Consider the following 24,847-nt stretch of genomic DNA (forward strand, 5'->3'; position numbering starts at 1 on the left):
TGTTATGCCCTCCTTACGTCACAGAGGAATGCTTTGTACTCTGGAATGGTTGTATTGGCATCCCCGATATGAGGAGTCAGGCGGTTTGCTGTATCCCCAGTTGCGAATCCTTTATAACCAAAATGCCATGGCATTCCGATTTGGTGTACCTTTTTACCGTCGATGGTATGAGGTTTAAAACGTTTTGTCACCATTGCATAAGCGTTTACTTCACCACGGGCTGATGTGACAATGACTTTATCCTTATTTTTAATACCTTTTTCTTTTGCTAACTCTTCGCTCATTTCAATATACATATGAGGTACAAGTTCTGATAACCATTCCTGGTTACGAGTCATCGTTCCAGACTGCCAGTGTTCACTTACACGGTAAGTGGTAGCAACAATCGGGAAGTCTGCCTTGAAGCCGCGCTTGTTGAATTCACCTTCAAATAGTTGAATGGTTGGGTTAATTTCTTGGCTTGAGAATTTATTCTTAGTTGGACTTTCAAACGGCTCATAGTGTTCTGGGAATGGCCCATCATTTAAAGTTGGTGCATACAGTCCGCCCAAACCGTCATTCATCATGATGAATGGATCTTCAAAGCCTGGATCTCCAGGTTTTCTGACTGCTACGAAGTCCGGTACGTCCACCCCAGTCCATTTACCAAGTGCTGCATCATACCAAATAACTGCTTTGTCTTTGTTGTATGGTTTTCCACTTGGATCACAAGAAGCACGGTTGTAAAGAATACGGCGGTTCATCGGCCAAGCATATGACCAGTTTAGATATAAGCTCATGCCGGTATCTTTTTTGTCACGGTTTTTCGCGCGATTCTTTCCTTCTTCCGGATAGAATCCACAATAAATCCAGTTTCCGGAGCAGGTTGAACCGTCATCTTTCAAGTTACCAAAGCCTGCAATCAGTTTACCTGTATTCACGTCATAACCGTTGATTTCTTTACATACTAAGTCAATGTCAGGGTGATGTCCTTCACCATAATTCCAATATAATGCATTGATTGGAGCTGCAGATGGGCCAGCTTCATTTTTGTAAAGAGCCTTAATTCTTGTTGCAAGTTCATGGATGATTTCTAAGTCTGCTTTTGATTCACCCAGTGGCTTAATTGCCTGCCAGCGGTATTGCATCCAACGGGCACTGTTTGATACGCTGCCTTCTTTTTCATAAGAAGAACATGCAGGAAGAAGGAATACTTCTGTATTAACCTTAGAAGGATCGTTGCCAGCTTCTTTTTGCCAGAAAGCTGATGTTTCGGTTTCCCAAAGGTCAACTGCTACTAACCATTTCAAGTTGCCTAATGCTTCTTTCTCCTTACCAGCGTTTGGTCCGCCGACTACTGGATTTGTTCCAAATAGGAATGTTCCTTCTAGAGTACCTTCATACATTGCCTTGAAAAGGTTAATGTGTGAGTAGTTCTTGTTGCCTTTTGGCAGGTATTGATAACAGAATTCGTTATCTTTTGTTGCATTTGGTCCATACCATGCTTTTAACAAGCTGACGATGAATTTAGGCTTGTTGCTCCAATAACCTGTTTTAGGAGTCTCTTTTTCTAAGTGTCCTGCTAAAGTAGCATTTAAAGGATCTTTAGAAGTTGGAGCATTTAAGTAACCTGTTAAGTTACCATATAATAATCCAAAATCTGTTGAACCTTGGACGTTAGACTCTCCACGCATTGCTTGCAAACCGCCGCCAGGTATGCCTATGTTACCTAATAGAAGCTGTATGATTGCGAATGCACGTACGTTTTGTGTTCCAACTGTATGCTGGGTTGTTCCCATAGCGTATAAAATCGTTCCTGCCTTACCTACTTGACCAGTTGCACAGAACGCTTTATAAACTTTTAATAAATCTTCTTTTGGTGTTCCTGTAACACTTACTACTGTGTCAATATCGTAGCGTGAGTAATGCTTTTTCATTAATTGGAAAACAGATCTAGGATGTTCTAAAGTGAAGTCTTTAACTAGCTTTCCTTCAGCATCTTTCTCGAATGCCCACTGTGTTTTATCGTAAGAGCGCTTATCTTCCATATATCCAGAGAATAAGCCATCCTCGAATTTAAAGCTGTCTTTTACGATACCGCTTGCATTTGTATATTTAGCAACATACTCTTTGTGATAAAGATTATTTTCAAGCGCATATTTGATCATCCCGCCCATAAAAGCGATATCTGTACCAGAGCGTAATGGTGCATAAATATCTGACATTGACGATGTTCTTGTATAACGAGGGTCAACGCTCACAATCTTGCCGCCATTCTCTTTCGCTTTCGTTAACCATCTAAAACTGATTGGATGGTTTTCTGCAGGGTTCGCACCCATAATCAACGCACAATCTGTATACTGCAGATCATTCCAACTGTTAGTCATTGCTCCACGACCAAATGAAGGTGCCAGACCGGCAACCGTAGAACTATGTCATATTCGTGCCTGGTGCTCTAAATAGGTGACACCAAGCCCTCTCATCATTTTTGAAAGCAGGTAAGTCTCTTCGTTATCAAGAGCTGCTCCGCCGATGCTTGCTATCGCCTCGGTCTTATTTACTGTCATGCCGTCTTCTGAGACAACAAATGTTTTATCACGTGTTTCTTTTGTACGCTTGGCAATGGTTTCATACATCCATTCCCAGTCTTTTTCTACCCACTTATCACTGCCTGGTGCACGATAAAGCGGTTTCTTAAATCGTTTTTCAGAGGTATATAATTGTCTGATGGTTGTACCCTTGCTGCATAGTTTTCCTTCGTTAATTGGGTTATCCGGATCCCCTTCCGTATAAACCACTGTGTTGTCCTTTGTATGGACTAAAATTCCGCAACCAACGCCGCAAAAACAGCAAATGGTTGGCGTTACAGTTGATTTGGCAATTTTAAATTCTTTTGTTGCGGCTTGGGCTTTTTTTGTATCAAAGCCTAATTCAACAACAGCCAAAGTTGCCGCAGTAGCTCCTGACAATTTCAAAAATTGCCGGCGGTTTAAGTTGATTTCAACCATTTTTCTATCTCCTTCCCAGAATTGAATAGAACATCCCATGAAATGCGTAAGCGCCTTGCCCAGGGGCGACAGGCATAAGACGAGCCGGCTAGAAGGTTGTTTTTTAACCTTCTGGACGGATTGGCTTATGACCCGAGCCCCTAGGCGCTGAAGCTAGACACACTTTTTATCTAGTTTCTACCTTACTATTGATACCCCCCTTCAATGCATCTCGACAGCAGGTATTTCCACTAAATCATTTTCAACTCGGCCTGTTGAGGTATAAATATTCGCCATTTTCCCTCGTAAATAGCCAATTACCTCTATATTTAAGAACTTAGCCAGCTGAACAGCCTGCTTAGTGGCGGCTGTTCTTGATCCAATAACAGGAAAGCCAAATTTCGCTGCTTTGGAGAGCATTTCATATGAAACCCTTCCGGTTGTTAATAAAACTAACCGTTCAGGCTGCAAACCCATTCGTATGGTGTGGCCAATGATCTTATCGACTGCATTGTGCCGCCCAATGTCTTCGCGGACGATGATAGTGCCTGCTTCATCAACAATACAGGCTCCATGCATACCGCCGGTTTCAAGATAAAACGGTGAATTTTGAGCAAATTCACATCGTTTTTTTAATAGATAACTCAATTTATAGCTGTGTTCAGACGAAACCTTTTCAAAGTTTTTCACATCTGTCATCGAGAAAAAAGTAACCCCGCGGCCGCAGCCTGCAGTATAGTGCTTCTTCTTCGTAAACAACTCTTCTTCATTAAAGCCATTCAGAAGTTCAACATGAATGGTGCCCATTTCTTCATTTACCGTGATGGACCCAACATCACTCGATCCGTGAATAAATCCTTCAGAAAACAAATATCCATAGGCCCAATCCTCTAAATCATGTTTCGTTAGCTGAAATACAGCAATCTCATACCCATTTAAAACCAGAGTAATCGGATATTCATCAGGACATCCTTTGCGGTACATTGGTTTCCCTCCTTTCAGGAAATAACCATCTTGGCGTTTCAATTGTAAGGATGATGCCGAACCTTCTCAGCGACATTTATCACAACGAATACCAGATTGAAATGAATCCATTATTCTTTTAAATTTTTTTAATAATCTCGACGCCTTCATTTCAGGACTTTGTCAAATCTCAGACAATTTTGTGACAGATTATCGAATTCTTTCTAGTTAAATGGTTTTAATACTACGATAGAATGGTAAAGGTTTAATATGTAAGCGATTCCATTTAAAAAGTATATCTTTAGTACTATCGTACGATGAGTACTTTTTCCCTGAAGTAAGATTTATCACATATAACCATTTAATTAGGGTAAAAACAGTTATTTGTCATTTTTCTGACATAATCACTGTGTTTTGTAAAATTTCTACTATATTTTCAGGTTTGTTTTATAATAGGAATAGTGAAATTCACCAACTGTTAATAGGAGGAGTACATATGACTATCAAAAAGGTTATGACCATCGCAGGTTCAGATACGAGCGGGGGTGCTGGGATTCAAGCAGATATAAAAACATTCCAGGAGCTGGGTGTTTATGGGATGACCGCACTAACTACTATCGTTACAATGGATCCAAAGGACTGGCACCATAGTGTGTTTCCAATCTCTGTTGAGACATTAAAACCACAAATCGATACTGTCTTATCTGTAGGGATTGACGCAATGAAAACTGGTATGCTCGGGACAGTTGAGATCATTGAGTTAGTGGCTAAGGTTATTGATGAACACAAATTGGAGAAAGTTGTAATTGACCCTGTTATGGTGTGTAAGGGGGAAGATGAAGTATTGAATCCAGAAACAACTGATGCTATGCGTGAACTGTTATTACCGCGTGCATTGGTTGTGACACCTAACCTTTTCGAAGCAGGTCAATTAGCCCAAACGGGTCCGGTTAAAACGTTAGAACAGATGAAAGAAGCTGCTGTAAAAATACATGATTTAGGTGCAAAGTATGTTGTCATTAAAGGCGGCAGCAAGCTTTTAACAGAAGAAAAATCCCTAGACCTTTTATACGATGGCAAAAACTTTACCGTGTTTGAATCAGAGAAAGTGGAAACAAACTTTACACACGGCGCAGGCTGCACATTCTCATCAGCAATTACTGCAGAACTTGCGAAAGGAAGTTCTGTTGTAGAAGCGGTCGAAGTGGCAAAAGACTTCATCTCAGCTGCAATCAGCCAAGGATTCCGCTTAAATGAATTTGTCGGCCCAACTTGGCATGGTGCCTACCGCGGCGCAAAAACGGAATATTGTACAGATTGTTAATCATATAAAAACAGAGTCGGGCCTTGGGTTCGGCTCTTTTTTTAGGCAATGATTTCGCTTTTTCAATGTGATTTTAGTATGATAGTTACATTATTAAATAAACTTGTTTTTTGATTACATACCTTGCAATTGAGAAAGGAGATAGAATTATGGAACCGATTAAGGATTATCGCCAGGTTCAAGAAGCGATTAACGCATACGCGAACCAGGATGTATACATTCACCTGGAAACTACGAATGGTGCCTATGCTTCACATCACGATCAAACTTTCTTTTCAGCAGGTGCCTATATCCGCAACGCATTGGTTCGATACGAAATTGGGAAAATCACAGGAAGTGACCCCTATCGTGTTGGCTTAAAAATAAACCTTGGCTGGATTTATGCAGAAGGTCTCACTCATTTTGAAGTGGATGAGCAAAACCGTTTGCTGCTAGCCGGTCATGATAACAAAGGAAAACTCGCGGTAGCTCTTGAAATCAGTGCTACACCGTTTGAGTAAAGAAAGGAGCAGCCTTTATGGAAAAAGAACGTCATGTATTAGTCATCTTTCCACATCCGGATGACGAAGCTTTTGGAGTATCAGGCACCATTGCCACTCATGTACAAAATGGCACTCCGGTCACATATGCTTGTTTAACCTTGGGCGAGATGGGGCGTAACATGGGTAATCCGCCTTTTACCAATCGAGAAAACCTCCCGAAAATCCGAAGAGAAGAGCTTAAGGCTGCTGCCGCGGCATTAGGAATTCAGGATTTGCGGATGTTAGGGTACCGTGATAAAACGGTTGAGTTTGAAGATGATGAGAAACTTGCGAATGCGATATTGTCATTAATTAATGAGGTAAATCCATCATTGATTATTACTTTTTATCCAGGCTACTCCGTTCACCCTGACCATGACGCCACCGGTGCGGCGGTTGTCAGAGCCGTTGAAAAGCTTCCTGCCGCCGCAAGGCCTAAACTGCACTGTGTTGCTTTTTCTAACGATTGTGTGGAGAAGCTTGGTGAGGCCGACATTATCCATAATATTAGTGCTGTTGCCGATAAAAAGCTCGCTGCGATTCAAGCACATCGTTCTCAGACGGAGCAAATGTTTGGTGACGTGACAGAAAAGCTGAAAAACCAAGATCCGCAGATGATGGTCTGGATCAATAATGAACGGTTTTGGACGTATAAATTCAAATAATTCTATGTTTATAAAACCCGATATTAGGCGGAAATCACTGAGACGGTCCTCATGAGGCGTCCATGAAGCCCAAACTTAATTATAAAACCTCAAAACGGGTCTCATTACGCGTTCATGAAGCCCCAATTCAATAGAAAATCTGAAATCGGTCCTCATAACGTAAAAAACCCTCCGCCACTGGCGAAGGGTTTTTTCAATAGGCAGTATTCATCAGTGCACAAAGCCGGCACATATCAAGGATGATAATTTTCCTCGATTTCATTTCAATGATTCCCTCTTTTTTCAATTTCGAAAACACCCGGCTTACACTTTCCCTCGTGGTCCCTACGATTGTGGCAAATTCCTGAATCGTCAAAGGAATTTCAATGTTCCATCTCGAGCTGGAGGTATTAAATTTATTCCCCAGCCGCTCTAACGTCTTTACTGTCTTCGCATAAACATCTAATAACGCCAAATCTCTTAAGGTTGAGGTCATCTCGCGCAGCGAATCACTCATATATTGAATCATTTGTACTGCAAGCTCGGGATATTCATGAAGCCCCTTCTCTAATTCAAACTTATCTAAATAGAAGAGCTGACCGTCTTGGAGCATGGTGGCAGTCGCTGGATACAACTCTGAGGTTTTTGAAAATAAACAAGCCTCTGCAAACACATCACCCTTTTGCTTCATACAAACAATGATCTCATTACCACTTTCATCTTGCTTCGTCAGTTTGACGGCCCCTGTTTGGATAAAAAATACCCCTTTGGCAACATCATTCTCACAAATAACCTGTACTCCTTTTTTAACGGTTAACAGTTGAATTCGTTTGGCGATAAGACGAATCGATTTTGCAGATAAATCCTTAAAAATAACAATTTTCCGCAGAAAGTCCTCCATTTTCAACTCTCTCACTCTTCCTAATGGCTGTTCTTCTAACGCATGTACGGGATTCATTTTGCCCCTCCTCTCCTTACAACCTTGTTACTTCCCATTGTAGTAAAAATAATCACAACTCGTAGTGATTATCTTCACAAAACGTTCAATTTTTAAAACACTTACATATCAATACCCTTCACAAAACGTTCAAACTTACACAAAAAACAGTGAGGTTAATCACAAAATTAAGCTTTAAATCCATTTAGGATGAAATTGTTGAATAGACAGAAGGAGGGGGAAGTATGAAGAAGGCAATTATTAGCTTTGCCATCAGCTTAGTAATTGGTTTTGGCCTTGGATACTTAGTGTTTGGTGTCGTTATGGGGGATTCCGATAAACAGCCTCAAGTTGCTCAAACAGAACCAACCGAAGAAACAAGTGGAACGGAAGACCAAAAGGATGAAGCAAATACTGAAACAGCAACGGTAGATGCCAATAACATTCTTAACAGCAAGGGCTGTCTCGGCTGCCACGCTGTCGATAAACTCGGTTTAAAAGGCGGGGCTACGGGTCCTGATCTTTCAAAAGCCTTTACTGAAGTTGAAGGAAAGCATGGCAAGCCAATTGATGAATTCTTAAAAGAACCAACGTCAGCAGTTATGTCGAGCGTAATTGGCGGCAGCCCATTAACAGATGAGGAACGCACACAAATATTAGATATGTTGAAACAAGCATCTGAAAAATAAAAAGGTGGTGGAATAGATGAAGAAATGGGTTCCAATTGCTTCTGGATTACTAGCAGGTTTTGTAGCAGCAACGATTTCCTTTGCTGATTTTTCAAAGAGTACAAACACTCAAGTTGCTTCAAGCAGTACGAAAAGTGACGCAGAAAAGGTTTATGTTCCGTTCGGTGAAAAAGATGATTACTACTTATTTGCGTCAGGCGGCCACTCTGGCCAAATGTTTATCTATGGTGTTCCATCCATGCGTCATATCCGTACAGTACCAGTATTCTCACAAGACTCTGCAACTGGATATGGATTTGACGAGCATTCTAAAAAGATGATGGGCGGCTACACTTGGGGCGACCTTCATCACCCTGCATTCTCAGAAACAAAAGGTGACTACGACGGTAAATACATGTTTGCCACAGATGTCGGAAACAGCCGTGCAGCAGCCATGGATTTAAAAACATTTACGGTAAAAGACATTATTAACGTACCAAATACAAGCGGCCCACACTGTGCGGCGTTCGTTACCGAAAATACAGAGTACATGTTCCTGCCAACACGTTTCGCGGTTCCAATTGGCTCTGAATACAAGCCTTTAGATGAATACAGCCAGCAGTACCGCGGTGTAATGTCGGCCGTAACGTTTGATGAAACACAAGAAAAATTAAACATTGCCTACCAAGTTGCCCTTCCACCATGGTCTTACGACTTATCAGATGCTGGTAAGAAGAGTTCAGCAGATTGGGCAGTTATGACCACGTACAACACTGAAGAAGCAACTACTAATCTAGAAATTAACGCCTCACAGGCTGACCGTGACTTCATTGTTCTTTTTAACTGGAAAGAGCTAGAGAAAATGGTCGCAGACGGACAGTATGATGAAGTTACCGGCCAGAAAATGATTTTCCCTGAAAAGCATAAAGGCGGTATTTACCTTGTTCCTGTTGCGAAATCACCACATGGTGTCGACGTAACGCCAGATGGTAAACACTTTATCGCTTCAGGTAAGCTTGCACCGGCGATGACCGTATTCTCTTTTGAAAAAGCATTTGAAGCCATTGAAAAACAAGATTTCGCTGGCGAACGTAACGGTATTCCGATTATCAACTACGACTCTATTATGGAAAGAGAAGTTAATCCTGAAAACGCACTTGGACCGCTTCACACTCAGTTTGATGATAAAGGTATGGCCTACACCACGATGTTCATTTCTTCGGAAATCGTGAAATGGGATCCAAAAACAGGCGAAACATTAGACCGCGTACCTGTTCAATATTCACCAGGGCACTCTGTAGCAGCTGAAGGCGACACGGTTTCACCTGATGGAAAGTGGCTGATTGCATTGAACAAAATTGCAAAAGACAGCTATTTATCCGTTGGACCTTCACATCCTGAGTCTATGCAGCTAATTGATATCAGCGGCAAGATGAAAGTGATTCAATCTTCACCTGTAAACCCTGAGCCGCACTATGCTCAAATTATTAAAGCAGATAAGATTAAGACCATTGAAGTGTATGAGAAGGATGAAAGCAATAAGCTTGCGACTTATAAGCAAGAAGACGCAAAAATTGTCCGCAATGGAAATGAAGTTCATGTCTACGGTATCGCCATGCGCTCGAAGTTTATCTTTGACGCAAAGGCAAAACGCCCTGATGTGATTGAAGTTAATCAAGGAGATAAGGTGTTTATCCACTTAACCAATACGGATTTTGATGAGGATATTACCCATGGATTTGCCATCAACAGCTATAACTTAAACATTGAAGTTCAGCCTGGCCAAACAAATACACTCGAATTTACTGCAGACAAAGCAGGAACCTTCCCGCTATATTGTACGAACTTCTGCTCTGCACTGCACCAAGAAATGACCGGCTACTTCCTTGTGAAACCTAAGAACTAAAATGGATGGTAAGGGTATCAATTGTTTCAATTGGTACCCTTCTCCGTTTAGAAAGGACTTGTTTTACATGAAAGCAAAAAGATTATCTCTCCTTTCATCGATACTGATTGCCCTTGCTGCCGTTCTTGTCGGACTTTCATTACTCTTTCCTTGGTGGCAGATGATTTTCTTTGCTCCACAGTATCCAGAAGGATTAAATATTATCGTTTATCCTAATAAACTTGAGGGCGAAATTGATATTGTTAATGGCCTGAACCACTACATTGGAATGGAAAACTTCAGCGAAGAAAATTTCCCAGAACTAGCATACTTGTCATATTTGGTAATTGGTTTAGCAATAATCACACTGTTAACAGCCATTCTAAGAAAAAAATCAATGTTATATGGATTGATCGGTTTATTTATCATTGGCGGCAGTCTCGGTGTGTGGGACCTTTCAAGTGCGCTTCGTAAATTTGGCACCAACTTAAGCCCAACTGCACCGATTAAAATAGACCCTTTTGTTCCACCGCTATTAGGGCATAATACAGTTGCAAACTTTGTCACTGAAAGTATTCTTGGGTACGGTGCATATTGCCTTATTGCTGCATTTCTATTATTACTGATTCCGTTATGGAAGGACCGAACAAGATGAAAAAACTACTGCTCTTTCTATTCATTTTCTCTATCACTATTCTTGTATATCCTGAGAAAAATAGTGCTGCCGAAAACTTGCAAGCCATGATCGACAGCTTAGAAGAAGGAGCAGTACTCCAACTTGAAAATAAAACATATGAGGGCAATATTGTCATTAATAAATCATTGACTCTAGTTGGCACTATTAACACGGTGATAAAGGGAGATGGAACGGGAAATGTCATTTCCATTAAAGCACCTAACGTGACGATCAGAGAGCTTAGCGTCACAAATAGCAGCATGGACCGTAATTCTGCTGAGGAGTATGCGGGGATTAAGATTCATACCAACGGGAATATAGTTGAGAACGTTAAGATTTCCGATTCCTTTCACGGAATTTATTTAAGTCAGGCACATGAAAATAAAATTAATCATGTTGAGATTAAAGGTAAGGGCAAGGGAGAAATTGCCGCACAGGGTAATGGAATTCATATCTATTACTCCAATCATAACCTGTTAACACATAACACCATAGAAGGCACACGTGATGGCATGTTTTTTGACTACGGCAACAAAAATGAAAGCTATCAAAATAAGATTAGTCATACACGGTACGGCCTGCATTACATGTACTCCGACGAGAATATTTTTAAGAATAATACCTTTACGATGAATACGGGCGGCGCTGCGGTCATGAATTCGAACCACTTAGTTTTAGAAGATAACCAATTTATCGTAAACTATGGCAACCAATCTTTCGGATTACTGCTGCTGCAAGCCAATGATAATCAAATTAAAAACAATACGTTCTACATGAACCAAAGAGGCATTTACATCGATCAGGCCACTCGAAACAATATGGAAGGCAATAAAATCTCCCAAAACCAGATCGGGATTGAACTTTGGGCAAGTTCCAATGAACAAATTTTTTCTAAAAACCTAATTACTGAAAATACAATTCCCGCTGTTACCATCGGTGGAACTGGTGAAAACAACTTCTGGAGTCATAATGGCAAAGGAAACGATTGGGGAAGAGCTTTCCCGCTCACCGATTTAAACCAAGATCGCATTGGGGACTTTCCTATAACGTATCACTCTTCTTTATATCTGCTGTTAGAAGAACAAGAATTATCTTATTTATTTTTAAAAAGTCCTGCACTGCCTATCTTTGAAAAAATGAATGCAGTCTTGATGGACGAAAAGATTATGTTTTATGACCCTCACCCGCTGGCCGCTGCTAAAGGCAATAACCATTTGGTGTTAATAGCGGCTTTAGTGCTGGCCGCAGTGTTAATTTTACTAAAAGGGAGACATTTACTATGCATTACATTTGGAAGGAATGGAAGGAAAACATAAGAGGAAAAGGCTTATGGCTCGCTTTAAGCATTATCGTTCTGATTTCAATTAGTATCTTGTTTCGTTCCACTGCCCTTTCATTTGATAAAGGCTTCTATGTGCTCTTGATTAACTTGTTTGATACCATTATTTACTTTATTCCAATCCTCTGTTTATTTATCGGAGCCTTTTCGATTTTTCAAGAAAAGGAACAAAAGACGCTAATCATGCTGCTGACTAAGAAAGACAGCTATGCGAGTTTTTTACTGCGAAAGAGCCTAGGACTCTATACCGTTGTCCTTGTTCCCATCTTAGTCTGGTTTTTTCTCTATTTATTATTGCTTAAGTTTAACTTCCAGCTTGATATGAAGGCATATTTTATCTTTATTTTAGCCATTGTGACCCTGTCGCTCGTGTTCCTGCAAATGGGAGCAGCCATCGGAAGCTTTAGCCGTTCCAGAATGCAGATTATTGGGTATACCATATTTATCTGGTTTTACTTTTTCTTCTTGCATGACTTTCTTTTACTATCACTATTGCCTGACGTTACCTATGTAAATGTAAAAGTATTTTCAGCCGGCTACTTCTTAAATCCATTGCAATCTGTACGAATGTTCCTTGAAACAGGCATGGGTGTTTACTCCTTCGGTCACATGTCAAGGCTTCTCCAAGCCTTCATGTGGACAAAGCCTGTATTCTTTTTAATCGGAAATCTAGTATTTTGGTTCATCACTTCTATTGCAGCAGGTATTATTTTCCACCGTAAGGAGGGCTTTGAATGATTACGGTATCTGGTTTAAATCAATCCTTCGGGAAAAAATTGATTCTGGATTCGGTTAATATTGCAATTCAAAAACATGAAGTTTGCGCCTTGGTTGGCCGCAATGGCGCTGGAAAGTCGACTTTTATTAACAGTCTTCTTGGACTGCTTCCTGTAAAACAGGGCTCGATTTCGATTAATGGCGTTCCAGTTACGAAGAAAAATCATGAGTGGAAAAAAGCCATTGCCTATCTGCCAGAGAAATTTATGCTTTATCCCATGCTGACGGGTCTTGAGAATATTACCTTCTTTGCGGAGGCTGTTGATAAGAGTATTGATCAGGAACGGATGGAGAATGTTCTTCGGTCGGTAAGTTTATGGGATGACCGCGATGTGCAAGTGAAAAAATATTCAAAAGGGATGCTCCAGCGGCTTGGATTAGCGATCACTCTCTATCAGGATTCCAGTATCCTAATTCTTGATGAGCCGACAAGCGGAATTGACCCAATGGGACGAAAGGAAATATTAGAAGTGTTAAAATCGCTTCGTGATAAAACCATCCTTCTTTCCTCCCATCACCTTGATGAAATCAAACAGGTTTGTACACATGTCGCGTATTTAAATAATGGAAAAATGGAGAAATACAGTGTGGAGGAATTCTTACAATCACATAATCTTGGAGGGATAGAATCATGAAAAAAGCGATGAGGTTGACCGCAGTGCTGTTGCTGACACTGCTTGCAGGCTGTAATGGAGACCCTGAATATAATATTGAAATTACAAAGCCAATTTATCAGCAGCCTGATAAGGAAATGCCTATGGAAATTCAAGTAAAGGAGAAGGACGAGGCCGTAACTGGGCTTGATGCTTCGGCAGAATTCTCCATGGCCAATATGGACCACGGAATGACCAAGGTGGAATTAACGGAAGGGGAAGATGGAATTTATTCCGGTAATGTCGAGCTTCCTATGCCTGGCAAATATGAAATACTCTTCATCCTGGAAAAGGATGGGGAAAAGATTGAAAAGGTCATCAGTTATGAGGTAGAAAAACCAGAAGGTGTGGCATCAATTAACGGAGAATGGATTACGTATGAAGATGTAAACTTTTATAAGTTTATCAATTATCTCCAGCTTGCGATCAATCGTGAATCAGACCAAAAGCGATACACCGGCGATCAACTGAAAGAAGCATTAACTTATTGGGAGTCACAAGAAAAGCTGGTTGAAGACCAAAATCAATTATTAACCCAAATCATCCGCCTTCGCTCGATGGCGATGCTCGCTGAAGAAAAAGGGCACAAAGCAACCGAAGCGGAAGTAGAATCAGAACTCAACAAAGTCCGGGCCCAATACGACCAATTCCAATCAGCAAAAGCGATGATCAATGAATATGGTGAAGAAAAATTCTGGGAAACCGAAAAACAACAATACCAACTCATCGTCCTATCCCAAAAAGTACAAAAAGACATGATTGAAAAAGTAAAAAAAGAAAACCCAGAAATGAGCCAGCAAGAAATCAACTTCCAAGCCCAAAAACAATACGAAGAACTCCTAGTCTCACAGGTTAACTCATTGAAAATAGAGATACTATAACGATGGCAACGGTGACAACAACGGTGACAGGCACCATTTATGCAAAATTCGCTGTTTATGCAGCGCTTTTTGTATAAATGGTGCTTTTTTTAGGTTTCGGGTGTGTTGATGATTTTTATGGTTTTGAAGCCGAGGTTGATTTTGTAGTTTAGGTTCCAGTTTGCACCTTGGATTTCGATTTCGTTTTCTTGGATGGTGAATCTGAGCATGACGTCATTGTCTTCGTCGATGATGACGTAGGAGTTTTTGTTTGTAAAGATTTGATAGGTTGGATGGGCGATCAGTGTCCATCCATATAGTAATTTATTGCTTTTTGTCGTCATAATTACACCAGCCTTTACCCATTCAGATTGGTTAGCAGCACTCTGTACAATTTGTCATCCTTTTCATCAGGATTTCCTCTGCCGTCTGTATTGTTGCTGACAAAATAGAGGTATTCCCCCTCCACAAACACATCACGTATTCTTCCTAATCCTGTAATAATCGGCCTTGTCGTATTTTTTTCTACATCAAATTCCCGAACGGCATTGCCTCTTAATGCTGCAACATATAGCTTCCCATTAGCGGCGGCCATTCCTGATGGGGCCCAAGTTTCGTTGCCTGACTGGAACAATGGCGTCTCCATTCCGGCTTTTTCTTCATTTCCTTGTATTACCGGCCAGCCATAATTTGCCCCTGGCTTAATTACATTGAGCTCATCGCGGGCAGATTGACCATGCTCCGTCGCATATAACGCATCACCCATCCACACTAACCCCTGAGGATTCCGATGTCCATAGCTGTAAACATAGGAATTTTCAAAGGGATTATCCTCTGGAATACTGCCATCTAAATTCATTCTTAAAATCTTTCCGTTCAAGGACCGTTTATCCTGCGAAAGCTCCGGAGCAGTGGCATCACCAGTGGTGATGTACAGCTTCCTATCCGGACCAATCTTCAAACGGCCTCCATGATGGTAAGCGGCACTAGGAATCCCGTCAAGGAGAGTCCTTTTCTTCCGTCCATTTATTTCCCGCCAGCTGCAAGACAACAACCCTATTAAACTGTTCCTGTCCGGTCTCATACGTATAATAAGCAAATGCCTTTTGATTGGCTGGAAACTCCGGATCTAGGACAAAGCCAAGCAGCCCGGCTTCCGCTGCTTTCGCGAGCGGTTTTTTCAACTCCACTTGCTGCCGTTCCATTTTTCCATTATCAATTTTCACGATACTTCCTGTTCGTTCACTCAAATAAAAAGTCTCATTAACCTTATTAATCGACCATGGGACACTTAGTGTATCAGCAACAACTTCAAACTCTGGCTGCAGGACAACTGCTTCATCCTCAGGCTGGTCTTTCGGCTGCAGCCTTTCTTTTTCAAATAGAGAACAACCTGATAGCAATAGGACGATTGATAATAAAATGGAATACACTTTGACCATCCATCTCTTCCTTCCCTATAAAACTTCAAGGATTGCCTTAGCCACGCCATGCCCGTCATTTGTTGCAGTAATCACATCACAAAGAGATTTAATTTCATAATCGGCATTTCCCATTGCCACTGCTCTTCCGGCCCTTTCGAGCATGGAAATGTCATTAAAACTATCACCCATTGCCATCGTTTCGGAAATATGAATTCCTTTTGATTTAACAAACGTTTCTAAGGCAATTCCTTTTTGAGCATTTCGATTCGTTATTTCTAGATTGTTATGTCCCGAACTGGACACTGCCAACTCTGTTAATTCTTTTAATTCGTCTTCGGCAGCTTCACGTCTTTCTGCATCCATTGCAAATCCAAAGAGCTTGTAAATTTGATGCGTTTCATCATTAAATAAAAGGTCATAACTTTCAACCTGGTGGACTAAGCCATGACGAGTGCGCTCACCTGCTCGCTTCACAACATCTTCTGGGTCCACTTCAGGATTGGCACTAACTACAATATCAACCAGAATTTCGACTGCCTTATCAGGGTCTAACGAGTATGTACCTTTGTTTGTATATACTTCAAAATAAATATCCTTTTCCATAAGCTTTTCCGCAGCTTTTTTGGCTACATGCTTTTCTATCGGTACAGCAGACAGTATTTCTCCTTCTTTTGTGCGAACTTCCGCACCGTTCACACAGATTGCTGGACAATGGATACCCGCCTCATCGAGTACAAATCGTATCTCCTGATAAGATCTCCCCGATGCGATAACAACTTCTACCCCCTGTGACTGGGCTTTTAGAATGGCTTCTTTATTTTCCTGACTAACTTGTTGGTACGAATTTAATAAGGTTCCATCCATATCTGATGCAATACACTTAATCATGCTGTTCACCTATTTCTATTTTTTGTTACTGCCATCTTATCAGATATCCATATGCATTTTCACCATTTTGCTCACGAAAGATACTTACTGCCTTCCCTTATACTTAATGGAGCAAGCTTATTTTCTTCGATAAACGCCTTAACAGATAAAGGGTTTGTTTTGGAGTATTCCCGTAACGCCCAGCCAATCGCTTTTTGGATGAAAAATTCTTGACTATCCGCATTCTTAACGATGTAATCATAGAGAAGGTCCTCATTGGTTTGCTGTTTAAATTTTAATTGAAAAAGAATCGCAGTTCTCCGCAGCCATATATTCTCATCGACCGCCCAGATATCTATCGTTTCTTTAATAACTTCAGGATACTTCCGTGCGAGCTCTCCAACTAATGGGGCAATTGAATCAACACTATCCCACCATGATTTGGTTGTAATTAGCCTTTCAAGAAATGACACCACATCTTTAGGCAATTTCTTCGCGAATTTCCCTATATATGTAATAGCTGTATAGTGATATTCTCTTTCTTCCTTTTCCCAAAGACCAGTTACGAGGTCTTTGTCAAACGGCCCATTCAAGATCCCTGTCTCTTTGAAAAATGTTTTTTCCAGTTCTTTACGGAGCGGCGACTTAATTCCTAAAAAGGGAAAATGATCTTTCATATACTTTTTCATTGGTTCTGCGTTTTCTTCATTACTGTGTTCTTCAAATAAAAGTGTTAGTTTTTCAATTTCATTTTTCAAGATATATCACCTCTAAAAAAATCACTATATTTCTATTTTTGCTCTCCTACTAATTCTATAACCACCGCAGAACACCTTTATGAAAATGCATAAAGAATGATGCAAATGCCAAACTATATTGTACCAGTAGACGAAAGGAGAGGATTATATGACGAAGAAGGTTAATAAAGGCAGTAAAAATCAAAATTCTCCACGTGCAGGTCATGCTGAAGCTGAGTTCGCAAGTGAATTTGTCAGCGGAGATAACAGCAAAGGAAATAAGCGAAATAAAAGTCAGCAAAGCAAAACAAACCCTCATGAATAAAAAAGAGTCGGCTTACCACTGAGGGAGGCCGACTCTTTTTCGTTCTATTGAGGAGTAGAAATAGCTGCAGGAGAAGTGCGTATGTCTTTATTTTCGTTATTATTGAACTGGTTTTGTAACTCAATATTGGCTCTGTCTGCTTCAGATTGTGCCTGAATGGGAGCATGCACCTCTCCATCTTCCAATTGCTTGTTGATTTTAATATTGGCCTCTACGGCTGCATTTTCTGCATTCTGGTTATCTTTCAAGTCAAATAGCTCCTTCAATGTAAAATGTTTGGACATTGCTATTATCTTCCCCAACCCGCTACATAAATAACACGTAAAAAACTGCCCCACGGGACAGTTTTAATTTTCTACTGAGAGCTCACAATTGTGTCATGCTCTAATTCTCTAATTTCCTCTGCAATTCTTTCCTGAATATGTTCGACAACGGCAAAATCCATTGCTGGAACATAGATTGCTTCAAGCTGATCATGAAGTTCCTTCGCTCTTGCTAGATAAGAGATCGCTTCCTTCATTTTATTTTTGTAGCTTTCTGCAATCGGTTTAATTTTATCTTCATAGGTTTCGTCTGTACCCGGAGTAATCAGCTTTTCATACATATCAATGATTTCATCACTGGCACGGCTTGGAAAATACTCGTGTGGAGCCGTACTGTCAAAGATGGCGATGCCAAGCTCTCTAAAAATCACCATATCCAAGCTGTTGGGATCAAATCCACAGTGATATACCTCTACATCAATTCCTCTTTCTTCTGCAGCTGCCGCGAGCTTTTTCAGCATGGTTGATTTTCCGGAGCCAGGGCGTCCCTTTATAAAGTAACGCTTTTCGATGTCCTCCGTTAAATTAGGAACAAAGTCAACTGCCCCTTTTGGTGTTGCCGCCCCTAAAAATCGGTGTCGGACATCTGATTGCTTATTTATTTTTAACTTACCAAAAAAGGATTGTATTAATGTATTGGTCAGTTGATCTGCCTTTTCAAAATCCATGTTATCGATATAAATTTTTTCCCAATCATCATGAATATCTAAAGCCTGCTTAAAGGTAGAATACGCTAAATTAAAGGATGCACTGATTTGATTGGTTAACCGCTGAATGTTCTTTTTCTCACCAGCAAGTGCTTTTGCGTCCCACGCTTCTCCCAGATTAATATACTGTTCTATCGCACCTGGAGCCTTCGGTTCAATGACATGCGGAGCCGTTCCATCCACGATACCCACCTTTAAAGCACGTATGATCATGCCATCAATCGAACTATTATCTGACGAGCAATGCAAGAACTCGATATCATATCCCTTTTCAACCCATTCATTGCCTAAGTTTTTCATTAACGAAGATTTCCCTGTTCCAGGGCCGCCTTTTAGAATATAAATGCGTTCCAGCCCTTGTAAATTTGAATCATACAGGTTATGAAATCCCCTAGCTGTATTCCCGCCTGCATAGTAATTTTTTATCTTTCCTGCCACACCGAACACTCTCCTTTACGTGACATAGCAAAGTTTCATTTGTCTAGCTGCAGCGCCTAGGAAAAAAGCAATTCATTTTTTCCCTAAGCAAGGCGCTTTCGCTTTTCATTTCACCTTATCATATGCACTCTTTGTTTATAGGTGAATGCCTACATCACGATTTTCTAACATCAGGAGTTTCAGCCTTTGTCAGGTCTACTAACATTTTAGGATCTATTACGATTTGGACACCTATTTTTCCAGCACTGACAACTATATTTTCAAGCTCTAAACAGCTCTCATCAATAAATGTTTTATAATCCTTTTTCATCCCAATCGGGGAGCAGCCGCCGCGGATATATCCGGTCCATTTTAGAATATCTTTAACCGGAATCATCTCCACATTCTTTTCCCCAGCGGCCTTTGCTGCCTTTTTTAAATCTAATTCTGCTTCTACTGGTATGACAAACACATAAATATTTTTACTTGCACCTTGAGCAACCAAGGTTTTATATACTTCACGGGCATCTCTGCCTATCTTCGCTGCTACAGAAACTCCATCTATTTTTCCATCCTGATTATCATATGTTAATACCTCATAAGCCATCTTTCTCGCCTCAAGTATCCGGATGGCGTTTGTCTTGACCTTAGCCATATTCCTCATCCTTAATTGTTTTTACAATGATTATAACAATTTTTACCTGAAAATATAAAAAAAGGATATGAACCGCTATTGGTTCATACCCTTATTAATGATTTACGAGCATCTAAATGATCGAATTCTTCTCAAGTCCGTTCCATAATATACCCAGCGGAACCCTCTCCAGCGATATCCGGCAACTGAGTCTCTGCCAACAAATGTTGGATAAAACCAGAAACTGCTGCCATTGTTCAGCCAAACATAGGTAAAGCGGTAGAGACAGCCTCTAATCGCACCTGGATCAACAGCGAATAAGGAAGCTGATTCTTGCGGCGTGTACGATGGTGGTGGTGTAGATGGAGCTCCTCCTTGTTGTTGTCCTCCGCCAAACGGTGGAAACCCTTGCTGTCCCCCGCCAAATGGAGGGAATCCTTGCTGTCCTCCACCGAAGGGAGGGGGCTGGAAGCCAGGCTGCTGCCCTCCGCCAAATCGAGCGTCCTGCTCTAAAATTGGATACATTTCATACTGATTGGGATAACCATAATAATACAAGACATATTCCTCCTTTATGTGTGTTCCCTTTAATCTATGAAAAAAAGTTTAATTGGGTTAAAAGAGGAAGACTTTAGTAATACTTTATTTTTGAACCATGCCTGATAATAACGTGTAAGAGCACGGCATAATCATCCTTTTTGTATTACCTGGCTTCCACGGAATCTCCACATTGTTGTCACCCGTTTGTCACTCTATTAATCCATCATTATAGTAAAATAAAAGTAGTTAGAAAATAATTACAGCAATGGATATTGGCAAGAATTTATCTGGTTTATAACTTTGCCACGTTTCAATCAAGAATTACATGTGAAATTATTCACAATGACTAATATAAACATTATTAACTTAAAAAGGGTGGCTTATATGAAATACGATTTAGTCCTTTTACACGCACCAAGTGTATATGACTTTCGAAAAAATTCCCTGCTTGCAGGTCCGATCAGCGATGTAGTACCGTCATCACCAGTGTTTGAAATGTATCCGATTGGGCTGACAAGTATTGCTGACTATTTGGAACGGTTCGGACTTCGCGTAAAAATCATCAACATCGCCAACCGGATGCTAATGAGTGAAAAATTTGATGTTGAAAAAAAGCTAAAAAAAATCAAAACACGGGCTTTCGGTATTGACCTTCATTGGCTGCCGCATGCACATGGCAGTATTGAACTCGCTAAAATTGTTAAAAAGCTTCATCCTGATACTCCGATGATTTTTGGAGGTTTATCTGCTACCTATTATCATAGAGAGTTAATTAAATATCCATGTATTGATTTCGTTATACGCGGTGACTCCACGGAAAAGCTTATGCTTTTGTTAATGAATAAATTGGAGCTTGGAAATAATCACTATGCTGATATACCAAATCTAACCTGGAAAAAAGGCAGTGAAATTGGCTATAACCCGATTACTTATGTACCAAGGGATTTAGATGATATTGATGTACCCGGCTATCGTTACACCGTCCGTTCTGTCTTCAAATATCGTAACTTTCTCGATCCGCTGCCATACAATGGCTGGCTGCAATATCCCAATACAGCATTACTGACAGCTAGAGGCTGTTCGCAAAACTGCCTTATCTGCGGCGGCTCAAAAGATGCCTATGATCAAAACTGCGGAAGAAGTTCTCTCGCATTACGCTCACCAGAAAAACTTGTTGAAGACATCCAATTTATTTCACGGTTCAGCCGTGCACCAATCTTTATCCTGCATGATCTTCGCCAGGGCGGACGTGAATATGTAAAAGAATTCTTCAGCCGACTTAAAGCACTTAATCTCAAAAATGAAATCGTGTTTGAACTATTCCAATATGCGGGTGAAGAATTCTTCCAATTGATGAATGAAAGCTGTTCAAAATACAGCATTGAAATTACGCTTGAAACTCATGATGAAAAAATTAGACGTTATAATGGGAAGTTCAACTGTACGAACCCTAAAGTAATCGAAACCCTGAATTTCGCATTAAAACATGGTGCAAAGAAGATTGACTTGTTCTTTATGACTGGTATTCCAAGTCAAACATATCAAAGTGCAATCGAAAATATTGATTTTTGTGAAGAAATTCATCTTGCGTGCAATCAGGATCCTAGACTATTCTACTTTGTCGCACCGCTTGCACCATTCCTTGACCCTGCTAGCCCAGCCTTTGAAAATCCAGAGCTTCACGGCTTTAAAAAGTTCTGTCATACCCTTGAGGACCACCGCAAGGCGATAACCCAGCCTTCATGGAAGCATATGCTCAGCTATGAAACAACACAAATGACACGCGATGATATCGTCCAATCAACTTACGATTCTGCACAAAAATTAAACGAATTTAAATTAAAGTACGGTCTAATTAATCAAGCCGGCTACGAAGAAATTAAAGGCAAGATTGAGAAATCACAAGCCTATATTGAAAAAATAGATTATGTTCTTTCCCTTCCGGAAGCTGAACAGCAAGTGGAATTAGCAAAAATTCAAAAAGAAATAGAAGAATTAAATAAATACAGTATTTGTGGTAAGAATGAGCTAAAATGGGAGGTTCAAAAGAATTACGCGAACTTCTTCTCTCTTGCATTAGTTGGTTTGGAGCAGCTTTATGAGGAATATGTAATGAAATTCAAACATGCTCTGCAGCCGAAGCTTCGCCACCAATTCAAACTAGAAACACAGCATCAGAAAGTGAAAATATAGACAAAAAAAGACGTGTAATCACACGTCTTTTTAATGTCCTCCAAGGTAGGCCATTCTTATTTGGTCGCTTTGATTTAATTCGTCTGAAGAACCTGAAATGACAATCTTTCCAGTCTCAATCACATAGGCGCGGTCCGCAATCGATAATGCCATATTCGCATTCTGCTCGACCAATAAAATGGTCGTACCAGTCTTGTTAATTTCTTCAATGATTCTAAAGATTGTTTTAACTAAAAGGGGAGCAAGTCCCATAGAAGGTTCGTCTAATAGCAAAAGCTTCGGACGTGCCATCAAGGCTCTGCCCATTGCAAGCATTTGCTGCTCGCCGCCTGATAATGTACCGGACAGCTGCTTACGCCGCTCTAGAAGACGAGGGAATAAGTTGTAGACTTTCTCAAAGTCCTCTTTAATTCCTTGTTTATCTTTTCGCAAATAAGCCCCTAATTCAAGGTTTTCCTCGACAGACATATTAGCAAATACACGACGCCCCTCAGGAACATGGGAAAGTCCTTGTTTCACAATCGCTTGAGCTACCTTGCCTGAAATGGATTGACCCTCAAACAAAATGCTGCCGTTCTTAGGCTTTAGCAATCCGGAAATCGTTTTTAACAGCGTACTTTTTCCGGCTCCATTCGCTCCAATCAAGGTAACGATTTCCCCTTCATTAATATCAAGAGAAACACCCTTTAAGGCATGAATATTACCATAGTATACATTGATATCCTCAATTTTCAGCATTATGAAACCTCCTCTCCAAGATACGCCTCGATGACTTTTGGATTATTTCTGATTTGCGCAGGAGTCCCTTCTGCAATAAGCTGGCCATGGTCAAGCACATAAATTCGCTCACATACACCCATGACAAGGAGCATGTCATGTTCAATCAATAGAATAGTAAGCTCAAATTTATTACGAATTAAGGCAATTAAATTCATTAGTTCTTCTGTTTCCTGCGGGTTCATACCGGCTGCAGGTTCATCCAAAAGCAATAGTTTTGGATTTGCTGCCAGCGCCCTGGCAATCTCTAAACGCCGCTGCTGACCGTACGGCAGATTCTTTGCCTTTTCATGCAAGACAGTATCTAAATTAAAGATTTTCAAAAACTCTATCGCCTTTTCCTCCATATACTTTTCCTCTGAAAAGTGCTTAGGAAGGCGGAGGATTGAACTCATAATCGAATGCTTTGCAAGAGAGTGATAGGCTACCTTTACATTATCAAGTACAGACAATTCATTAAACAAACGAATGTTTTGAAAGGTTCTGCTGATTCCCTTTTTCGTAATCTTGTAGGGTGCTAATCCATTCAATTTATCGCCATCTAACTCAATGCTGCCTTCAGTTGGTACATATACACCCGTTAACAAATTGAAGAATGTTGTTTTTCCAGCGCCGTTCGGTCCTATCAAACCGACTAATTCACCTTGTTTTAATTCAAGGTTCACATCTGAAACGGCCTTTAATCCGCCAAAACGGATGCCTGCATTATTTACCTTAAGCAACGGTGTTTTTACTGCCATCGTTGACTCCTCCTTTTGCAGACTTTCCAAACTTAAAGAATGAAGTTAATTCTCTTGTTCCCATAATGCCTTGTGGACGGTAAAGCATCATAATGATTAGTACTAAGCTATAAATAATCATCCGCAGTTCCGGATAGCTTTGCAGGAAGGTAGAAACAATCGTTAAAAGTACCGCTGCCAGTACTGCACCAGACATACTGCCTAATCCGCCAAGAACTACAAAGATTAAGATATCAAAAGATTTTAAGAAACCGAAGTTTGTCGGCTGGATAATGAAAAAGTTGTGTGCATATAAGGCACCTGCAACACCGGCAAAAAATGCTCCGATGGCGAATGCAATAACCTTATAATACGTTGTGTTAATGCCCATAGCGTCAGCTGCAATTTCATTTTCCCTTACAGAAATACATGCTCGTCCATGGGTTGAATTTGTAAAGTTCCTGATGACAAGAAGTGTTAAGAGGATACTTCCAAACAGCCATGGCCAAGTAGTAAGCTGCGTTACGGTCATCCCGCTTGCTCCGCCGACATATTCAATATTTAAAAAGACAATCCGGACAATTTCACCAAACCCAAGTGTGGCGATTGCCAGGTAATCTCCTTTTAGCCGAAGTGTAGGAATACCAATAATTAAGCCTGCAATCGCAGCTGCAACTCCTCCCGCCAACAGCCCAAGCGCGAAAGGAAGCTCTAATTTCATTGTGATAATGGCAGAGGCATATGCGCCTACTGCGAGGAAGCCTGCATGTCCAATGGAAAACTGTCCGGTAATTCCAATAATCAGATGTAAGCTCGCAGCAAGAATAATGTTGATTCCAATAAAATAAAGTGTGTTTACGTAAAAGAAGTTAATTATTTCTCCGGTAATTAAAAATTGCATGACAACACCAAAAACAATGGCTAAAACGATTGATGACCAAAAACCTTTCGCTGATTTGAGAATATTCATC

25 protein-coding genes and 2 pseudogenes are annotated in these 24,847 nt (G+C 40.6%); 12 read left to right on the forward strand and 15 right to left on the reverse strand.

Annotated elements, in window-relative coordinates:
• Window positions 1-2: 2 nt before the first annotated feature.
• The 3 genes and pseudogenes from fdnG to fdhD form a co-directional block, all read right to left on the reverse strand.
• Window positions 3-2,402 (reverse strand): annotated as a pseudogene (gene fdnG, locus QNH29_RS29650) (formate dehydrogenase-N subunit alpha); the annotation flags it as partial.
• A gap of 12 nt (window positions 2,403-2,414) precedes the next feature.
• Window positions 2,415-2,987 (reverse strand): twin-arginine translocation signal domain-containing protein, encoded by a 573-nt coding sequence (locus QNH29_RS30530; RefSeq protein WP_481858767.1) that lies wholly within the window; start codon window positions 2,985-2,987, stop codon window positions 2,415-2,417.
• Window positions 2,988-3,188: 201 nt separating this feature from the next.
• Window positions 3,189-3,950: a formate dehydrogenase accessory sulfurtransferase FdhD gene (fdhD, locus tag QNH29_RS29655; RefSeq protein WP_283862813.1), complete on the reverse strand. Its 762-nt coding sequence runs from the start codon at window positions 3,948-3,950 to the stop codon at window positions 3,189-3,191.
• A 475-nt stretch (window positions 3,951-4,425) separates the two neighbouring features.
• Here fdhD and pdxK point away from each other — a divergent pair, with 475 nt between their 5' ends.
• From pdxK to bshB2, 3 genes are all read left to right on the forward strand, one after another.
• A complete protein-coding gene (gene pdxK, locus QNH29_RS29660) occupies window positions 4,426-5,253 on the forward strand; it encodes a pyridoxine/pyridoxal/pyridoxamine kinase (RefSeq protein ID WP_283862814.1) in 828 nt (275 codons plus the stop codon).
• Window positions 5,254-5,402: 149 nt separating this feature from the next.
• Complete coding sequence (locus QNH29_RS29665) at window positions 5,403-5,753, forward strand: YojF family protein (RefSeq protein WP_283862815.1); 351 nt, start codon at window positions 5,403-5,405, stop codon at window positions 5,751-5,753.
• 17 nt (window positions 5,754-5,770) lie between these two features.
• Window positions 5,771-6,439 carry a bacillithiol biosynthesis deacetylase BshB2 gene (gene bshB2 / locus QNH29_RS29670; RefSeq protein WP_283862816.1) on the forward strand — a complete coding sequence of 223 codons (669 nt, stop codon included), beginning with the start codon at window positions 5,771-5,773 and terminating at the stop codon, window positions 6,437-6,439.
• A gap of 193 nt (window positions 6,440-6,632) precedes the next feature.
• Here bshB2 and QNH29_RS29675 read toward each other — a convergent pair whose 3' ends face one another.
• On the reverse strand, window positions 6,633-7,376 hold the full coding sequence (locus QNH29_RS29675) for a Crp/Fnr family transcriptional regulator (protein ID WP_283862817.1): 744 nt from the start codon (window positions 7,374-7,376) through the stop codon (window positions 6,633-6,635).
• 224 nt (window positions 7,377-7,600) lie between these two features.
• Between QNH29_RS29675 and QNH29_RS29680 the strand changes: the two genes are divergently transcribed.
• The 7 genes from QNH29_RS29680 to QNH29_RS29710 all read left to right on the forward strand — a co-directional run bounded on the left by QNH29_RS29680 (window position 7,601) and on the right by QNH29_RS29710 (window position 14,234).
• Window positions 7,601-8,044, forward strand: coding sequence for a cytochrome C (locus QNH29_RS29680; RefSeq protein ID WP_283862818.1), 444 nt, complete (start codon window positions 7,601-7,603; stop codon window positions 8,042-8,044).
• A gap of 16 nt (window positions 8,045-8,060) precedes the next feature.
• Complete coding sequence (nosZ, locus tag QNH29_RS29685; RefSeq protein WP_283862819.1) at window positions 8,061-9,929, forward strand: Sec-dependent nitrous-oxide reductase; 1,869 nt, start codon at window positions 8,061-8,063, stop codon at window positions 9,927-9,929.
• Between the two features lie 67 nt (window positions 9,930-9,996).
• Window positions 9,997-10,563, forward strand: coding sequence for a hypothetical protein (locus QNH29_RS29690; RefSeq protein WP_283862820.1), 567 nt, complete (start codon window positions 9,997-9,999; stop codon window positions 10,561-10,563).
• Window positions 10,560-11,900 carry a nitrous oxide reductase family maturation protein NosD gene (gene nosD, locus QNH29_RS29695; RefSeq protein WP_283862821.1) on the forward strand — a complete coding sequence of 447 codons (1,341 nt, stop codon included), beginning with the start codon at window positions 10,560-10,562 and terminating at the stop codon, window positions 11,898-11,900. The genes QNH29_RS29690 and nosD overlap by 4 nt, the downstream gene beginning before the upstream one ends.
• A complete protein-coding gene (locus QNH29_RS29700; RefSeq protein ID WP_283862822.1) occupies window positions 11,864-12,661 on the forward strand; it encodes an ABC transporter permease in 798 nt (265 codons plus the stop codon). The genes nosD and QNH29_RS29700 overlap by 37 nt, the downstream gene beginning before the upstream one ends.
• Complete coding sequence (locus QNH29_RS29705; RefSeq protein WP_283862823.1) at window positions 12,658-13,335, forward strand: ABC transporter ATP-binding protein; 678 nt, start codon at window positions 12,658-12,660, stop codon at window positions 13,333-13,335. Before QNH29_RS29700 ends, QNH29_RS29705 begins: the two co-directional genes overlap by 4 nt.
• Window positions 13,332-14,234, forward strand: coding sequence for a FixH family protein (locus QNH29_RS29710; RefSeq protein WP_283862824.1), 903 nt, complete (start codon window positions 13,332-13,334; stop codon window positions 14,232-14,234). Before QNH29_RS29705 ends, QNH29_RS29710 begins: the two co-directional genes overlap by 4 nt.
• Window positions 14,235-14,323: 89 nt before the next feature.
• Here QNH29_RS29710 and QNH29_RS29715 read toward each other — a convergent pair whose 3' ends face one another.
• The 4 genes and pseudogenes from QNH29_RS29715 to QNH29_RS29730 form a co-directional block, all read right to left on the reverse strand.
• A complete protein-coding gene (locus tag QNH29_RS29715) occupies window positions 14,324-14,557 on the reverse strand; it encodes a hypothetical protein (protein ID WP_283862825.1) in 234 nt (77 codons plus the stop codon).
• 14 nt (window positions 14,558-14,571) lie between these two features.
• Window positions 14,572-15,655 (reverse strand): annotated as a pseudogene (locus QNH29_RS29720) (PQQ-dependent sugar dehydrogenase).
• A 15-nt stretch (window positions 15,656-15,670) separates the two neighbouring features.
• Window positions 15,671-16,525, reverse strand: a complete 855-nt coding sequence (locus QNH29_RS29725; protein WP_283862826.1) for an HAD family hydrolase — start codon at window positions 16,523-16,525, stop codon at window positions 15,671-15,673.
• A 71-nt stretch (window positions 16,526-16,596) separates the two neighbouring features.
• The gene (locus QNH29_RS29730) at window positions 16,597-17,262 is read right to left on the reverse strand and encodes a DNA alkylation repair protein (RefSeq protein ID WP_481858768.1); all 666 of its coding nucleotides are present in this window, start codon (window positions 17,260-17,262) and stop codon (window positions 16,597-16,599) included.
• Window positions 17,263-17,410: 148 nt separating this feature from the next.
• Here QNH29_RS29730 and QNH29_RS29735 point away from each other — a divergent pair, with 148 nt between their 5' ends.
• Window positions 17,411-17,566: a hypothetical protein gene (locus QNH29_RS29735; protein ID WP_169803734.1), complete on the forward strand. Its 156-nt coding sequence runs from the start codon at window positions 17,411-17,413 to the stop codon at window positions 17,564-17,566.
• Window positions 17,567-17,610: 44 nt separating this feature from the next.
• Here QNH29_RS29735 and QNH29_RS29740 read toward each other — a convergent pair whose 3' ends face one another.
• From QNH29_RS29740 to QNH29_RS29755, 4 genes are all read right to left on the reverse strand, one after another.
• Window positions 17,611-17,850, reverse strand: coding sequence for a hypothetical protein (locus QNH29_RS29740; protein ID WP_283862827.1), 240 nt, complete (start codon window positions 17,848-17,850; stop codon window positions 17,611-17,613).
• Between the two features lie 71 nt (window positions 17,851-17,921).
• Window positions 17,922-19,034, reverse strand: a complete 1,113-nt coding sequence (locus QNH29_RS29745) for a PRK06851 family protein (RefSeq protein ID WP_283862828.1) — start codon at window positions 19,032-19,034, stop codon at window positions 17,922-17,924.
• A gap of 154 nt (window positions 19,035-19,188) precedes the next feature.
• Window positions 19,189-19,668 carry a Cys-tRNA(Pro) deacylase gene (gene ybaK, locus QNH29_RS29750; protein WP_283862829.1) on the reverse strand — a complete coding sequence of 160 codons (480 nt, stop codon included), beginning with the start codon at window positions 19,666-19,668 and terminating at the stop codon, window positions 19,189-19,191.
• Between the two features lie 102 nt (window positions 19,669-19,770).
• Window positions 19,771-20,172, reverse strand: coding sequence for a hypothetical protein (locus QNH29_RS29755; RefSeq protein ID WP_283865784.1), 402 nt, complete (start codon window positions 20,170-20,172; stop codon window positions 19,771-19,773).
• Window positions 20,173-20,571: 399 nt separating this feature from the next.
• Here QNH29_RS29755 and QNH29_RS29760 point away from each other — a divergent pair, with 399 nt between their 5' ends.
• On the forward strand, window positions 20,572-22,380 hold the full coding sequence (locus QNH29_RS29760; protein WP_283862830.1) for a TIGR04190 family B12-binding domain/radical SAM domain protein: 1,809 nt from the start codon (window positions 20,572-20,574) through the stop codon (window positions 22,378-22,380).
• A 30-nt stretch (window positions 22,381-22,410) separates the two neighbouring features.
• Here QNH29_RS29760 and QNH29_RS29765 read toward each other — a convergent pair whose 3' ends face one another.
• From QNH29_RS29765 to QNH29_RS29775, 3 genes are read right to left on the reverse strand one after another with little or no spacing between them, the layout of a single operon-like run.
• Window positions 22,411-23,118 (reverse strand): ABC transporter ATP-binding protein, encoded by a 708-nt coding sequence (locus QNH29_RS29765; RefSeq protein WP_283862831.1) that lies wholly within the window; start codon window positions 23,116-23,118, stop codon window positions 22,411-22,413.
• Complete coding sequence (locus QNH29_RS29770; RefSeq protein WP_283862832.1) at window positions 23,118-23,897, reverse strand: ABC transporter ATP-binding protein; 780 nt, start codon at window positions 23,895-23,897, stop codon at window positions 23,118-23,120. The genes QNH29_RS29765 and QNH29_RS29770 overlap by 1 nt, the downstream gene beginning before the upstream one ends.
• On the reverse strand, window positions 23,872-24,846 hold the full coding sequence (locus tag QNH29_RS29775) for a branched-chain amino acid ABC transporter permease (RefSeq protein WP_283862833.1): 975 nt from the start codon (window positions 24,844-24,846) through the stop codon (window positions 23,872-23,874). Before QNH29_RS29775 ends, QNH29_RS29770 begins: the two co-directional genes overlap by 26 nt.
• Between the last annotated feature and the right edge of the window lies 1 nt (window position 24,847).

The sequence above is a fragment of the Neobacillus sp. DY30 genome (assembly GCF_030123065.1).
Taxonomy (GTDB): domain Bacteria; phylum Bacillota; class Bacilli; order Bacillales; family Cytobacillaceae; genus Neobacillus.